Origin of the sequence: Paenibacillus sp. FSL M8-0334 (genome assembly GCF_038000405.1) — a bacterium.
In the GTDB taxonomy this organism is placed as follows: Bacteria; Bacillota; Bacilli; order Paenibacillales; family Paenibacillaceae; genus Paenibacillus_AQ; species Paenibacillus_AQ campinasensis.
Genome location: NZ_JBBOCH010000002.1, coordinates 326,978 through 340,457, shown reverse-complemented (window position 1 = coordinate 340,457; position 13,480 = coordinate 326,978). Strand labels below are relative to the sequence as shown.

The window sequence follows — 13,480 nt, the reverse complement described above, 5'->3', positions numbered from 1 at the left end:
TGCTGACTTGCTGATCCTGCCCGGCTGCGGCTCGGCTTCTCCTATTGCCTTGTCTAGTCCTCCTTCAGACTCCCCCTGGCATCACCTGCGGTGATCAGCACCTGGGGCGCGCCGTTCACAGGATGTCTCACAATGGCCGGATCGATCTGAAAAATATGGCGGATATTGTCCTCGGTCAAAACCTCTTCCGGCAGGCCGCGTCCGGCAGCCGTTCCGTTATGAAGTATAAGCAGCCGGTCGCAATACTGGGCTGCCAGATTGAGGTCGTGCAGCACGCTGATGACCGTGATGCCCGATTCCTTTCTCCAGCCGGCCACCAGATCCATGAACCGCTGTTGGTAGCGAATATCGAGATACGTTGTCGGTTCATCAAGCAGCAGCAGCGTCGGCTCCTGAGCCATCACTTTTCCAAGCGCAGCCCGCTGCCGCTGTCCCCCGCTCAATTCATCGATCCGCTTGTCGGCCAGCAGGGTCAGATCAAGCCGGTTCAGGATGGCTTCAATCCGTTCGGATGGATCTTCGTGCTCTCTGCCAAGCCAGTTCTGGAACGGGTACCTGCCCATCTCCAGCACCTCGCGAACTGTGAATCCGCTCGGAGCCAGCCCCTCCTGCTGCAGCACGGCCATCATCCGGGCGATCTCCTTACGGCTGTAGCTGCCGACCTCTCGCCCCAGCAGGCGAACGCTCCCCGCCGTAGGCTTCTCAATACCGGACAGCAGATGCAGCAGCGTCGATTTGCCGCTGCCGTTCGGGCCGATGATGCCCCACCACTCGCCCTCAGCTGCGCTGAAATCAACATCGCTAAGGACCGTCGTTTCTCCGAAGCTTTTGCCAAGCCCGTGCGCTGTAATCATCTATGCACCCTCCCTCCGCCGTTTTTTGTTCCGGTAGAGCAAGTAGGCGAAGAACGGCGCACCGATAAACGCGGTGACAACCCCAAGCGGAATTTCCGTCGGAGCCAGCACCGACCGCGCCGCCGTATCGCACCAGACCATGAAGATGGCGCCGCCAAGCGCTGACAGCGGAACGATAATGCGATAATCGGGTCCGGTGATGAGCCGGATCATATGCGGCACGACCAGCCCGACGAATCCGATCACACCGGATACAGAGACCGCCGCTGCCGCAAGCAGCGTAGCCACCACGAGCACGCTGATCTTGAGGCGATCCACATTCAGCCCCATATGCGCTGCCTGGCGCTCTCCGAGCGACAGCAGATTCAGCGCCCGCGAGCGGCTCCACAGATAGATAAACCCTGCCGCGAAATACGGGAAAAGGATGGCCGTATACGACCATCCGCGCAAACTGAGACTTCCCATCGTCCAATATAGTATCTGGTTGACCGTCTCCTTGGACATGATCGTCAAGAATGACACAATCGCCCCCAAAAACGACTGCATAACCACGCCGGATAAAATGAGCCCGTGTATCGGCAGCTTCCCCTGGTCCCGCGCCAGCGTGAGCACGATCCACAGCGTGCCGGCCCCGGTCAGAAAAGCCACCATCGGCAGCGTGTAACCGCCAAAAACCGAGTATTCCATACCAAAAAAGATCAAGGAAGCGGCGCCCAGCGCCGCTCCTGAGGATACACCCAGCGTGAAGGGATCGGCCAGCGGGTTGCGAAGCACACCCTGAAACGCTGCACCCGCCACGGCCAGGGAAGCTCCGACCAGCATGCCCAGCAAAATGCGAGGCAGCCGAACCTTCATTAGAATCTGCTCCGAGGAGGTCTCCCAGGTCGGAGCAATCCAATCGCCGATCCAGGGAATCCGATGCAGCAGCATCGCCCCGATCTCCCTTGCAGGCAGGTGGACGGAGCCGATGCCGAGGCTGACAATGAGCGTCAGCAGAAGCAAGGCGACGCCGGCCGCACCGTAACCCGCAAGCTTGCTTCTCATGGATTCATCAGTTCCGGATAGATCGCCTTGGCCACTTCAATAAGCCCCTGCGTCACCCGCGGGCCCGGACGGCTCAGCAGATTATCATCCAGTCCCACGATCCGGTCATTCTTGATCGCTTCAATCTGATCCCAGCCGCTGCGTTCTTTAATCATGACATCCAGCGTTTTCTGGCTGGACTCGTCCACAACGTTGGCCGAATACAGGATCACGTCCGGATTAGCAGCGATAATGTTCTCTTCACTGATTTCAAACCAGCCTTCCTGATCCCCGGCCACATTGATGCCGCCAGCCAGCGTAATCATCTCGTCCATGAACTCGCCCTTGCCAACCGTCCAGCCTGGGGAGAACTCCACGTATACCTTCTTCTTCTCTTCCTCGGAAAGCGATTGTACCGCTTCTGTTACCGAGGCCAGCTCCTGCTTCATCTGTTCTACGACCTGTCCGGCTTCGGCCTGACGGTCCGTGATTTGTCCAAGCAGCAATATGCTCTCCATGACGTCTTCAATCGTCTTCGGATTGTTGACATATACGGTGATGCCAAGGCCCCGCAGCTGCTCGGCCGTCTCCGCGTTCATCGTTGCCGAGAAAACAACATCCGGCCCGGCGGCGATCAGCGCCTCCTCGTTCACCTGAAATCCGCCCATCCTAGGCTTGGTGGTTGCCGCTTCAGGATAATCATCATAATCCGTTACGCCGACGATCTCCTCATCCAGCCCGAGTGCGAACAGCTTCTCAGTCTCGGAAGGAGACAAGGATACAATCTTCGCCGGCGCCTGCTCGAATGTGATCTCGGTTCCGGTTGCGTCGGTTACGGTCAGCGGATATTCGGTCTTGAGTTCCCCGTCATCGCTCGCCGGCGTTTGGCCCGTTGACTCCTCCTGTCCGTCCGTCTCGGCCGGCTGCTCCTGTGCCGTCCCGTTCGTCTCACCTTGCTGCTCCTTGCCCGCGCCGCAGCCGACAAGCGACAGCGCCAGCAGCAGCGCTGCCAGCACAGATAACCACGGTTTCATCATTGCTTTCATATTCCTCATGTCCCCCTAATGACTAAATATTGAGAATGGGCTTGCATCATGACTGATCTCCCGATCCTTGCGAGTCTATTGCATGATAGAAGGAAGAGGACAGAATAATGCACCTAAACCACTGCTCTGTCTCCATACCAAAAAAGTCCCGGATTCCGCCATCGGAACCAGGGACTACGTTCGTGTCATCGGACTGCCTGAATCTGCCTGCACAGGGCTTGCCTGATGGCCACCTACACCCATGTATCAGCTCGGCTGCAAAGCCCTGCTTCCCCCGTTCCCGTCCTCAATCCGGGGCACCAGGCAAGCCATCTCACAGCCTTAGACGCAAAAGTCCTGCAAACGCAATCCTTTCCTCGAAGGACCGTTTCTCATTCGCCATGGCAGGTCTCCTGACTTACAGGCCTTCACGACCTCTCCGCCTTCCCGGGCTGACAACCGTCTGCTCAGTGGCATCTGGAGAGATCTCCTGTTTCACAGTGGCGGGACCGTGCCGGATTCACACCGGCTTCCCTATTAACCAGACAGAAGCATCCTGCTGCGCCTCCTGCCCGGACCATGGCAAAATGTATTGAATTCGTATGTGTCAAGCTTCTCATCTCTGCACAAGATTATAGGCGATAACGCCTTGTCTTACAACCGAAAATTTCTTGGCGGCCAAGTGGTCAGAGCATGCGTCCTCCCTGCCCTGACTGCATCCAGACGCTCACCGCCAGCAGATGCAGCCGGGTGTCAAGGCAGACGCTCGCCGCGCCAGCCTGCGCTGCTTCTGGTGAGACGCACCCGAAGCGCTTCACCGGGCTCAAGCGGCAGCGCCCAGAACTTCACACCGTCCACCAGCTGTGTCATCATCTGCCGGATGACGCCCCCATGGGTCACGATCAGCACATCGGATGGTCCGCATGCCGCTTCAGGCCGCTTCCCGTGCCCGCCTTCGAGAGCTTCGGATTCCGCGGCTCCAGCCATCTCGTCGAGCTCCAGGTACAGGTTGTTCAGAAACTGACCGATCCGCTGCTGGAACGCCTCCCAGCTCTCACCGCCCGGCGGCGTGACAGAGGACGGATCATCGATCCAGCTGCGGTACGCCGGATTCTCCTTCAGATCATCATAGGTTTTGCCTTCCCATTGTCCGAAGTCCAGCTCGCGCAGCCGGACATCATAACAGACCCCCGGCACCGTTTCTCCCAGCTTGGCCGGAATCAGAGCAGGATCCTGATCCGCTCCCGTCGCTGACAGCACGTAACCTAGCGTCTGTCTGCATCGGCTGAGGTCGCTGCAGTAGATCTTGCCAAAGTCATGTCTATGATAGCGTCTCCTCAGCGGCTCAAGTTCGGTTAGAGCCCCTGGCGCAAGAAGCTGATCGGTATGCCCCATATATCGGCGCTGCTCATTCCAGCGCGTCCGGCCATGCCGGAGCAGATGGACAACGACACTTACAGCCATAACCGCCCTCCCATTTCCTGAACCAGGATCAGAATCGCGGTGCCCAGGATGGCGAACATCAGCGAGACAGCCAGCAGGAGCCGGGCGGTGGTCCGAATATCTTCCGCCCGCAGCGGGCGATCGGGATCGCCCATAAAGGCGCGGAAAGAGACCACCCCTTGATAGCGGTTCTCACCGCCAAGCCGGATGCCCAGCGCCCCGGCAACCGCCGATTCTGGAAATCCGCTGTTCGGACTCGGATGCTTCCTAGCGTCGCGGCGAACGATATGGAGCGCCCGCCTCCACTTGAGTGACAGGAGCGCCGAAGCCGCCACAAGCAATCCGGCCGTCAGCCTGGCCGGTATCCAATTCGCAGCATCGTCGAGCCTGGCGGAGGCCCAGCCCAGCTGCGCGTACTGTTCATTCTTATAGCCGACCATGGAATCGAGCGTATTGACCGCCCGGTAAGCCATGGCCAGCGGCGCCCCGCCGATCAAGGCATAGAAGAGCGGCGACACGACCGCATCCACAATGTTCTCCGCCACGGTCTCAACCGTCCCGCGAACGACCTCCGGCTCATCCAGATGGTCCGTGTCCCTGCCGACAATCATCCCGAGCGAACGGCGCGCCTGCGTCATATTTCCGGACCGGAGATCGCGATACACCTCCATACCGGCATCCCGGAGCCCCTTGATCGCAATCGTGGTGGCGATCAGCACCGCTTCCGCCCCGATGCCGAGCCAGGGGTGAACGCGCGTTAGGGCCGCAATCAGCAGCCAGGTGAGCGCGAAGGAGCTGCCGACCACGATCAGCGGCAGCAGCACACCGGCCGGCTTCAGCCCCAGCGGCGAGGTGACACGCCGCCGGATGCGCTGCTCCACGGCGCGGATGAGCTTGCCCATCCCGATGACCGGATGCGGCAGCCAGCGCGGATCCCCGATCAGCAGATCCAGCGCCACCGCCGCCCATATAACCCAGCCTGCATTCATGGCAGCGCCTTCCGGTAAGCGGCCAGACTCTCGGCAACGCTCTCGTATACGAGTCGCCCGATCATCCCGCCCAGATCGGTCGCGGTTCCGGCATACCGATGCTCGGTGCCATAGGCCTCACTCTGGCTGGCACAGACCACAATGGCATCGGTTGTCGTGCCGGTCGCCAGCGCATCGGTCTCTGCGTCACGCACGCCGAGATCACCGAGCGCCGCCGCCTTCGCCTCCGCTGCTGTAAGGACCGCATTCACAAGGCAGGCGTGCGTCAGCTTCCCGTCGATCAGCAGCACCGTGTTGATCGTGCCCGGCTTGTACGCCGCCGCATACGTCGTTCTGGCCGCCCCCGCCCGGGCAGCATTGCCCGTGCCGGCGGTCGTGCAGCATAGAACCGATGCCTCGCTGCCTCGCTCTTCCCACAGCGAAACCTGCTGCAGCTTCACGGCGGTTAACAGCCCCGCCGTCGAAGCGGGCGGATAGCCGCAGGCCGCCGCGAACGCCTGCATATCCGACACCGGATCGCTGCAATCATAGCTGTGATCGACATACCGGTTCACGATGTGATCCAGTTGAAGAAACCCGCCGCCGAATACCGCGCTGCTGACTGCATCGCTCGCCCGGGGCAAGGACAGCAGCAGATGAGGATGCCCTCCCGCCACGAGCGACAGCCGGACTCCTTCCCATATGGATGATGTCACATGACCGGTCATTCCGTTTATAAATGGCAACGCCATGTTGCTCTCCCCCTTATTCCACCTGCATTGTTTCAGAACAGACGCCACACCGGGGCTTCATGTCCACGTCCCGGGCTGTTTCGCCAGCACCTCCGCTATCGCATGCAGCAGTCGCTGATTGGCGGCAGCATCCTTCACCGCCAGCCGGATATGTCCTGCTCTAAGCCCGGGATACATGGCGCAGCTTCGCACCAGGATGCCGCACCGTCCCATCTCGCGCTGGAACCGCTCGGCGTTCCACGGCTCGGGCAGCTCTGCGAGCACATAGTTCGCCTCTCCCGGCGAGACCCGGAAGCGCAGCGCCCGCAAGCCGTCCGTCAGCCGCGAGCGCTCGGTATCGATCAGCGCCAGCGTCTGCTGTTCAAAATCCCGGCCGCTCGCCAGGCAGGCCTCCCCGGCCAGCAGTGCCAGCCCGTTCACGCTCCAGGTCACCTGCTTGCCCGCCATCGCCCGGATCACCTCGGGATGCGCGCATGCATAGCCGAGCCGAAGCCCCGGGATGGCATAAAACTTCGTCATCGACCTGATAATGACCGTTCTCGGATAATTGGCGAGCTCGGGCAGCAGCGTCTGACGCTGCCGTGCCGGAATAAAATCGATAAACGCCTCATCCAGCACCAGCCAGGCGCCGCACCGCTCCGCGGCGCCGGCCAGCTCGCGAATGTCGGCGAGCTCGTACTGAACGCCGTTCGGATTGTTCGGCTGTCCGAGGAATACGAGATCCGTCGCGGACAGGAGTTCCGCAATCTGCGCCTTATCCGCCCTCCAGTCCCTGTCCTCCCGGCCGTAGACGGTACGCACCTTGCAGCCGAACTGCTCGGCCAACTGGCGGTACTCCGAGAAGCAGGGCTCCACCACGCCGACCGTTTGCGGCTTTAGTCCAAGCAGCAGCAGCGCCATGCACTCGGCAGCCCCGTTGCCGGCCAGCAGCTGCTCCTCCCCGATCCCGAGCTTGTCGGACAGCCGTCGCTTGAACCCGCGATGACCGGGGTCCGGGTAACGGATAATTGCCTTCATTGCATCCTGGAGCGCATGCATGACCTCCTGGGGAGGGCCAAGCGGATTAATATTGGCACTGTAGTCCAAGTAGGCAGCCGCGTCTCCTCCGAATCTCTGCGCCGCGGTCTCCACATCGCCGCCATGCCCGTATACCTCCACGAACGGATGGCTGTTGTCACTCATCTATAATCCCCCCGCCTGCTTGCGGCTGCAGCAAGAACGAATGATGTCCTGCTCGCTTAGCCACGGCCGCAGCACCGTATAATATCAACCGGATTCAATGCCTCATTATGTCTTGCCGCCGCCCGCCGCGTCAACAGATAGGCCTTTGTCTCCCTATGAAAATTGGTTTACAATAGGTTTTGGACACACCATTTCGTAATCGTAACGGAGGAAACGTCATGCTGTTTATCGATAACCAGGGAATTCACGATCCCACCATAAATCTAGCGATTGAAGAGTATGCTTTGAAGCATCTGTCCACAGATGAAAGCTACCTTCTGTTTTATATCAACAGCCCTTCCATCATTATCGGGAAGCATCAGAATACGATTGAAGAGATCAATCAGGAATATGTGCGCGACCACAATATTCAGGTGGTGCGCCGTCTGTCCGGCGGCGGGGCTGTCTATCATGATCTCGGCAACCTCAACTTCAGCTTTATTACGAAGGATGACGGCCAGTCCTTTCACAATTTCCTGAAATTCACACAGCCGGTCATCGACTTTCTGCAGAAGATGGGCGTCCCGGCTGAACTGAGCGGCCGCAACGACCTGCAGGTCGGGGAGAAGAAGATATCCGGCAACGCCCAATTCGCTACGCGCGGCCGGATGTTCAGCCACGGTACTCTGATGTTCGACCTTAATCTGGACGATGTCCAGGCGTCGCTGAACGCGAACCCGGAGAAGTTCAAATCCAAGAGCACCAAGTCGGTCCGCAGCCGTGTAGCCAACATTAAGGAGCTGCTTGGCACCGACATGACCATCGAGGAGTTCCGGGCCGAGCTGCTGCGTTCCATCTTCGGCATGGAACCGGATCAAGTGCCGCAATATGTGCTGCAGGAGAAGGATTGGGAGATCATCCGCCAAATCTCGGAGGAGCGCTATCGGAATTGGGACTGGAACTACGGTCAATCGCCGGAAAGCAATGTGAAGCATGCGAAGAAATTCCCGGCCGGCATTATCGACATTCGCATGAACATTAAGGATGGGCATATTGCGGAGATTAAAATTTACGGGGACTTCTTCGGCGTGGGGGATGTCACCGACATCGAGAATCTGCTCCGCGGCAAACGTTATGAAGAACAGTCTGTCCGGTCCGCACTTGCAGATATAAACGTCAAGCATTACTTCGGCAATATCGAGTTCGATGATCTGGTCGGGCTTATTTTCCTCGAAGAATAACCTGCTTCCATCCATACCCCAACAACAAAAAACCTCCTGTCCTGCGGGTCATCCCCGGCGAAGACAGGAGGTTTTTCTGCGATCATGTACAGAAAGAGAGCAAGCGAACAACCCGCTCACAATCCACGCGCTGCATGAAGACCGGCACAAGGCAGGCATGCCGGGCAGAGGCGCCGGGAGATGCAATACCGCGCCTCACTTCGAAGTTACCGCGACCCCATGAACACATACCAGACGAGCAGCAGGGTCAATAAAATAAAAACATTCTCTACATTTCTCCCCCACTTGCTGCCTGTGCTCATCATTTTGAGCTTGATCTTGAATTTGAATGGCGGCAGCGGACGAATGCCATGGTTCGTAAGCGCATCGGACAGCAGATGAATGAAATAGGATATGCCTCCGGCAATCCATAAGCTTTCCGCCCCTTCCCTGCCCTGGGAAGCGAAATAAAGCAGCGCCGTCCAGCCCACCGTTGCGTACAGCGTATGTGTCAAACCGCGGTGTGTCACCAGCGACGCCGCGATGAGGACGCTGCCGGCAATGGTGTTCCACGGGCTCAGTCTCTGACCGAGAAACAGCAGCCCCAGGCCGATCAGAAACATGACGACATGCCGCAGCGTCCGCCCCGGGAGAAACGACACCATCCCGATCAGGGCGGACAAGACGAGATTCCACGGCGTATATTCCGAGCCGTAATATCCGACGATGAGTGCAGCGCCGATAAGCGACAGCTGGAGAATGCGCAGCAGTTCCGTCGGGATCGCCCGGCGCACCAGCAGCGAGTTCGGCTCGTCGATGTCGGGAAGAAGCGAGCTGACCAAAGCCACGCCGACCGCAGGGAGCGTCACGGGGACGCCAGCCAGGCCCATGATGGATACGGTGACCCCCGTCCCGATAATCAAATGTGCTCTTCCCATCATGATGATTACTTCCTTTCGGCTGTGGGTAACGAACTGCACCCTGAATGAGAATACATGTTCGGTTATTCAGTATAGCAAATTCCCTGCCATGTTGTCCATATTCATCCATTCTCCGTCTATGGCCCTGCCACTCTTCCGCCGCCCGGCATACCGTTTAAGGCACGCTCCGTCCGGCTGCTTCCGAGCGCAAAAGTGCTTGTCCCAGTCCCGGTTATGGGATACAATTTGGTCACTTGCTGTTTTACAGCCATAGTTAGGGAAGACCTGTTACGTCAGAAAGGATGACCTCTGTAGTGAACCGTTCGCGAATGGCCGATATGAGCCTGCTTATGGTGGCGATGCTGTGGGGCAGCACCTTCCTCATCGTGCAGCATGCGGTGCGAATTTTGCCGCCGATGGCTTTTAACGCCGTCCGCTTTTTGGGTGCCGCCCTGCTGCTGGCGCTTATCATTTCCGTCTTTTATTCCAGGCAGTGGAAGCAGCTGTCCGTCAGAATGGTGCTCCATGCCTGTCTGCTTGGACTTTTTTTGTTTATCGGCTATGCGTTTCAGACCGCGGGGCTGCTGTATACCACCACCTCCAATGCCGGATTTATTACCGGTCTGTCCGTGGTGCTCGTCCCCTTCCTGTCGTTTGTGCTGCTGAAGCATTCCATCTCCAGAATGACCTGGGTCAGCGCATTTCTGGCTGCTGCCGGACTGTACTTGCTCGCCTTTGCCGGCAGCGGGATGAGCCTGAACAAAGGGGATGCGCTCGTGCTTGTCTGTGCGTTCGGATTCGCGCTACACATCGGCTATACCGGATTATACGCAACCAAGTATCCTCCGCTGCTGCTTGCCGCGCTGCAAATGGCGGTCGTTGGTGTGCTCAGCATGGCCGCCTCCGGGGCAACCGAGACCTTCGCCAATACGTCGGAGATTTACGACATGCTGCAGCAGCCCGATGTCATCTGGGCGCTTGTGGTGTCCATCGGGCCGGCCAGCGCCTTCGCCTTCTGGATCCAGACTGCTTGCCAGAAATTCACCACCCCATCCCGGGTGGCGGTCATTTACGCGATGGAGCCCGTCTTCGCCGCGTTGACCGGAATGCTGTTTGCCGGCGAGCGTCTCGGCACTGCAGGCATATTCGGATGTGTGTGCATTCTGGCGGGCATGATTATGGCAGAATTGAAGTCTGCACCGGAAGCGGAATTGAAGTCTGTGCCGGAACAGGTACAATAGAATCACAGGTATGATGAGTTAGAGAGAGAACAATACAGAGATCGAAGAGGAGAGAATACCATGACCACTTACAAACTGATGGCCATCGACATCGACGACACGCTCATTAATGACGACAAAGAGGTTACCCCCGGTGTACAGCGCGCGCTGGAGCAGGCGGTTGCCAAAGGCGTCGTAGTCACCCTTGCAACCGGTCGGGCTTATGCATCCGCACAGGCGATCGCCCGGCAGACCGGACTGAATGTGCCGATCATTACGTATCAGGGTGCACTGATCAAAAATCTGCTGGATGAAAAGGTGCTCTACGAGCGCTATTTCCCGGTGGATGCTGCCGAGAAGCTGTATGAATACTGCGTTCAGCATAACCTGCACCTGCAGACGTATATCGATGACAAGCTCTATTCCCGGGAGGAAAATGAGAAGCTGATCGATTACTGCGCCCTGAACCGCACCCCTTATTATATTGAGCCGGACTTCATCCAGGTCGTGCGCAAGCCGACGCCAAAAATGCTCATCATCGATGATCCGGACTACCTTGATGAGTTGATTCCTGTATTCAAGGAGCTGCTTGGCGACCAGGTTCATATCACGAAGTCCAAGCCGCATTTCCTCGAGTTCATGCACAAGGAAGGAACCAAAGGGCATGCCCTGACGTTCCTGGCGAACCATTTCAACTGTGATCTGAGCGAGACGATTGCGATCGGGGATTCCTGGAATGATCATGAAATGCTCGAGGCAGCCGGGCTCGGCGTCGCGATGGGAAATGCGATCGAGCCGCTGAAGGCTATTGCTGACTATGTAACCTTGAGCAATAACGAGGACGGCGTGAAGCACGTGATCGAGAAATTTGTGCTCTAATGAAGTCCAGTACTGCCCGGCAGCTGTTGCCGGGCAGTATTATATTAGGCAAGGAAGGACAACGAACCGGATAAACTTGCCTGACTGCGGGCACGCATAAGCTGCCCAAGCGCCGGGTCCGGAGGGCATGCAGACAGCCGCTCAGATTGACCGGCCGGCCGCCTTCCGATGCTTGGCTTGCTCCTTTTTCATTGCCCCTCTCCCTCTCCCTCCCCCTCTCCCGCCTCTGCCGATGGATTACGTCCCGCCGCCCTCGAATGTATGCAGCGTCCGCGTCAACGCAGCATCGCTGCCATCGATCAGCCCGAGCTCGATGCACAGTTCCACCAATTTGTAGACACCGTGAAACTGCTGACGAATTCGCTCGTGAATGACAGACAGCGCCTCCCGCATCATTTTCCGGGCCTGCTCAATGCTCTGGTGCTCGACCGCCTGAACAATCCCCTTGATCTTCTCCAGAAAAAACACTGTTTTGCGCAGGGAACGGATCAGCAAAATTTGCCTGACATGAAGCGGCGTATAGAGCCGGTAGCCATTGTCCGGATTCCTCTCCGGGCTCAGCAGCCCCTCCTTCTCCCAGTGGCGAATGGCCGATGTCTCCACATCCGCCAGCTCGGCGACCTCGCCAATGGTCATGCGCGGCTTCAGCCGCTTTCCTTTCACCATCTCCAGCGACGGGTCCTCCAGCAGTGCCAGCGTTTGATCCGCCAGCATTTTCTCCTGCTGCAGCTTGGCCTGCTCGGCATTAACCAGCCACAGTGCGTCATCAAGCTCCCGCTTCTGAATGAAGCGCAGCACTTCATAAGTCATCCCGTACCCGAATCCGGGAAACATCGCCCGCAAGCAGCGAAAGTATGCAACATGCTCGCTCGTATACAGGCGGTGGCCATTCTCGGCCCGCTCCGGGGGCGGCACCACGCCCCACGCTTCATAATGCCGCAGCGCGCTGGTGCTGATCTGCAGCTCATCTGCGATTTCCTTCGGCTTGTAGTACCGCATAATTCCCTCCTACACCTTCTTCAGATCCGTCCCGCATACGCCTGTGGCGCGCATTCCGTGCCTCGCCTGCCAATAATTCTGGGCTAACCTACCGTGCACTTCCGTCTATCTTGTTCTATGACTCCTGAGCCAGTCGCACTTTCATTCCCGTACATGCCAATCGGACACCCTCCGGCAAAGGCAGGTCCCGCCGCACGTCCACATCATGGGACATATGGGTATAAATCGTCTGTCGCGGCTTCAGTTCGGCCAGCAGGTCAGCCGCTTCGCGCATATCATAGACCGACCGCGTTGCAAATGCCGCCTTCTCATGAACAAAGCTCGTCCCCAGCACCAATAGGTCCAGCCCCCTCAAGTGCGCCTTCTCCTCCGCGTTCAAATCGATGGAATCCGAATTGTAGGCCCAGACGAATTCGTTCTTCTCCAGCCGGTAGGCATAGGAGTAGCCGTTCTTGCCATGGTTGACTCTCCAGCAGATGATGTGCCAGCCGCACAGTTGTACTCCATGATCCACAGCCGTCATCTCCAGGTTGCCCGGCAGCCAAGGATACTGCTCCACAATCTTGCTCAGCACCTCCTGCGGAGCGTACAGATTACCCTTCTCGCCGAGCCAGCGGCACGCATCCGCCCATTCCGGCAATCCTCCGATATGATCGAAATGCGGGTGGGTAACTAGAATGTGTCTGACTGTTCGCTGACCGATATGCTCCATCATGACGCGCCAATCCGGACCGCAATCCACAAGGAAAAAATCCGCTCCACTCTCGATCATCACCGAGGAACGGAGCCTCCGGTTCATCCCTGTATCGCGCGCCTCTGCACAGACTGCGCAGTCACAATAGACCCTCGGCACCCCCATTGCATCTCCCGTTCCCAAAAACGTCAATTGATCTGCACTCATTGTGATTATGCCTCCCTGTCAATGTCCTGGAAATCCGGGCACCGTACAGCATATCCGGATAACACAATAAAGCCGCCCGGAATGTATGCCGAACGGCCTGCTATCGTTACACTAT

13 protein-coding genes and 1 riboswitch are annotated in these 13,480 nt (G+C 58.2%); of the genes, 3 read left to right on the top strand and 10 right to left on the bottom strand.

All coding sequences use genetic code 11. The features are described from left to right. Positions 1 to 53: 53 nt before the first annotated feature. From MKX64_RS15720 to cobD, 7 genes are all read right to left on the bottom strand, one after another. Positions 54 to 854 (bottom strand): ABC transporter ATP-binding protein, encoded by an 801-nt coding sequence (locus MKX64_RS15720; protein WP_095398981.1) that lies wholly within the window; start codon positions 852 to 854, stop codon positions 54 to 56. After that, a complete protein-coding gene (locus tag MKX64_RS15715) occupies positions 855 to 1,898 on the bottom strand; it encodes a FecCD family ABC transporter permease (protein WP_095264884.1) in 1,044 nt (347 codons plus the stop codon). Then, positions 1,895 to 2,923 (bottom strand): ABC transporter substrate-binding protein, encoded by a 1,029-nt coding sequence (locus tag MKX64_RS15710; RefSeq protein WP_095398980.1) that lies wholly within the window; start codon positions 2,921 to 2,923, stop codon positions 1,895 to 1,897. Before MKX64_RS15710 ends, MKX64_RS15715 begins: the two co-directional genes overlap by 4 nt. 365 nt (positions 2,924 to 3,288) lie before the next feature. Continuing rightward, a riboswitch (cobalamin riboswitch) is annotated at positions 3,289 to 3,499 on the bottom strand. Positions 3,500 to 3,655: 156 nt separating this feature from the next. Beyond that, positions 3,656 to 4,366 (bottom strand): histidine phosphatase family protein, encoded by a 711-nt coding sequence (locus tag MKX64_RS15705; RefSeq protein ID WP_095398979.1) that lies wholly within the window; start codon positions 4,364 to 4,366, stop codon positions 3,656 to 3,658. Continuing rightward, positions 4,357 to 5,334: an adenosylcobinamide-phosphate synthase CbiB gene (gene cbiB, locus MKX64_RS15700; RefSeq protein WP_155617871.1), complete on the bottom strand. Its 978-nt coding sequence runs from the start codon at positions 5,332 to 5,334 to the stop codon at positions 4,357 to 4,359. The genes MKX64_RS15705 and cbiB overlap by 10 nt, the downstream gene beginning before the upstream one ends. Then, on the bottom strand, positions 5,331 to 6,065 hold the full coding sequence (locus MKX64_RS15695; protein WP_155617870.1) for an adenosylcobinamide amidohydrolase: 735 nt from the start codon (positions 6,063 to 6,065) through the stop codon (positions 5,331 to 5,333). The genes cbiB and MKX64_RS15695 overlap by 4 nt, the downstream gene beginning before the upstream one ends. A 57-nt stretch (positions 6,066 to 6,122) precedes the next feature. Next, entirely contained in the window at positions 6,123 to 7,247 is a 1,125-nt protein-coding gene (gene cobD / locus MKX64_RS15690) for a threonine-phosphate decarboxylase CobD (protein WP_155617869.1), read from the bottom strand. A 218-nt stretch (positions 7,248 to 7,465) separates the two neighbouring features. Between cobD and MKX64_RS15685 the strand changes: the two genes are divergently transcribed. Continuing rightward, positions 7,466 to 8,467 (top strand): lipoate--protein ligase, encoded by a 1,002-nt coding sequence (locus MKX64_RS15685; RefSeq protein ID WP_095264878.1) that lies wholly within the window; start codon positions 7,466 to 7,468, stop codon positions 8,465 to 8,467. A 206-nt stretch (positions 8,468 to 8,673) separates the two neighbouring features. On the opposite strand, the gene MKX64_RS15680 is transcribed toward MKX64_RS15685, so the two are convergent. Continuing rightward, complete coding sequence (locus MKX64_RS15680; RefSeq protein WP_095264877.1) at positions 8,674 to 9,387, bottom strand: metal-dependent hydrolase; 714 nt, start codon at positions 9,385 to 9,387, stop codon at positions 8,674 to 8,676. Between the two features lie 293 nt (positions 9,388 to 9,680). Here MKX64_RS15680 and MKX64_RS15675 point away from each other — a divergent pair, with 293 nt between their 5' ends. Next, the gene (locus tag MKX64_RS15675; RefSeq protein ID WP_095264876.1) at positions 9,681 to 10,607 is read left to right on the top strand and encodes a DMT family transporter; all 927 of its coding nucleotides are present in this window, start codon (positions 9,681 to 9,683) and stop codon (positions 10,605 to 10,607) included. Between the two features lie 60 nt (positions 10,608 to 10,667). Next, entirely contained in the window at positions 10,668 to 11,465 is a 798-nt protein-coding gene (locus MKX64_RS15670) for a Cof-type HAD-IIB family hydrolase (RefSeq protein ID WP_095264875.1), read from the top strand. Positions 11,466 to 11,702: 237 nt separating this feature from the next. On the opposite strand, the gene MKX64_RS15665 is transcribed toward MKX64_RS15670, so the two are convergent. Together MKX64_RS15665 and MKX64_RS15660 are read right to left on the bottom strand one after the other, a co-directional pair. After that, positions 11,703 to 12,464, bottom strand: coding sequence for a TioE family transcriptional regulator (locus MKX64_RS15665; RefSeq protein WP_095398973.1), 762 nt, complete (start codon positions 12,462 to 12,464; stop codon positions 11,703 to 11,705). Between the two features lie 115 nt (positions 12,465 to 12,579). Next, a complete protein-coding gene (locus MKX64_RS15660) occupies positions 12,580 to 13,365 on the bottom strand; it encodes an MBL fold metallo-hydrolase (protein WP_341036557.1) in 786 nt (261 codons plus the stop codon). Positions 13,366 to 13,480 lie beyond the last annotated feature (115 nt).

Coding starts and splice junctions, on each gene's coding strand:
- MKX64_RS15720 (WP_095398981.1), bottom strand. CDS start 854: ATGATTACAGCGCACGGGCTTGGCAAAAGCTTCGGAGAAACGACGGTC.
- MKX64_RS15715 (WP_095264884.1), bottom strand. CDS start 1,898: ATGAGAAGCAAGCTTGCGGGTTACGGTGCGGCCGGCGTCGCCTTGCTT.
- MKX64_RS15710 (WP_095398980.1), bottom strand. CDS start 2,923: ATGAAAGCAATGATGAAACCGTGGTTATCTGTGCTGGCAGCGCTGCTG.
- MKX64_RS15705 (WP_095398979.1), bottom strand. CDS start 4,366: ATGGCTGTAAGTGTCGTTGTCCATCTGCTCCGGCATGGCCGGACGCGC.
- cbiB (WP_155617871.1), bottom strand. CDS start 5,334: ATGAATGCAGGCTGGGTTATATGGGCGGCGGTGGCGCTGGATCTGCTG.
- MKX64_RS15695 (WP_155617870.1), bottom strand. CDS start 6,065: ATGGCGTTGCCATTTATAAACGGAATGACCGGTCATGTGACATCATCC.
- cobD (WP_155617869.1), bottom strand. CDS start 7,247: ATGAGTGACAACAGCCATCCGTTCGTGGAGGTATACGGGCATGGCGGC.
- MKX64_RS15685 (WP_095264878.1), top strand. CDS start 7,466: ATGCTGTTTATCGATAACCAGGGAATTCACGATCCCACCATAAATCTA.
- MKX64_RS15680 (WP_095264877.1), bottom strand. CDS start 9,387: ATGATGGGAAGAGCACATTTGATTATCGGGACGGGGGTCACCGTATCC.
- MKX64_RS15670 (WP_095264875.1), top strand. CDS start 10,668: ATGACCACTTACAAACTGATGGCCATCGACATCGACGACACGCTCATT.
- MKX64_RS15665 (WP_095398973.1), bottom strand. CDS start 12,464: ATGCGGTACTACAAGCCGAAGGAAATCGCAGATGAGCTGCAGATCAGC.
- MKX64_RS15660 (WP_341036557.1), bottom strand. CDS start 13,365: ATGAGTGCAGATCAATTGACGTTTTTGGGAACGGGAGATGCAATGGGG.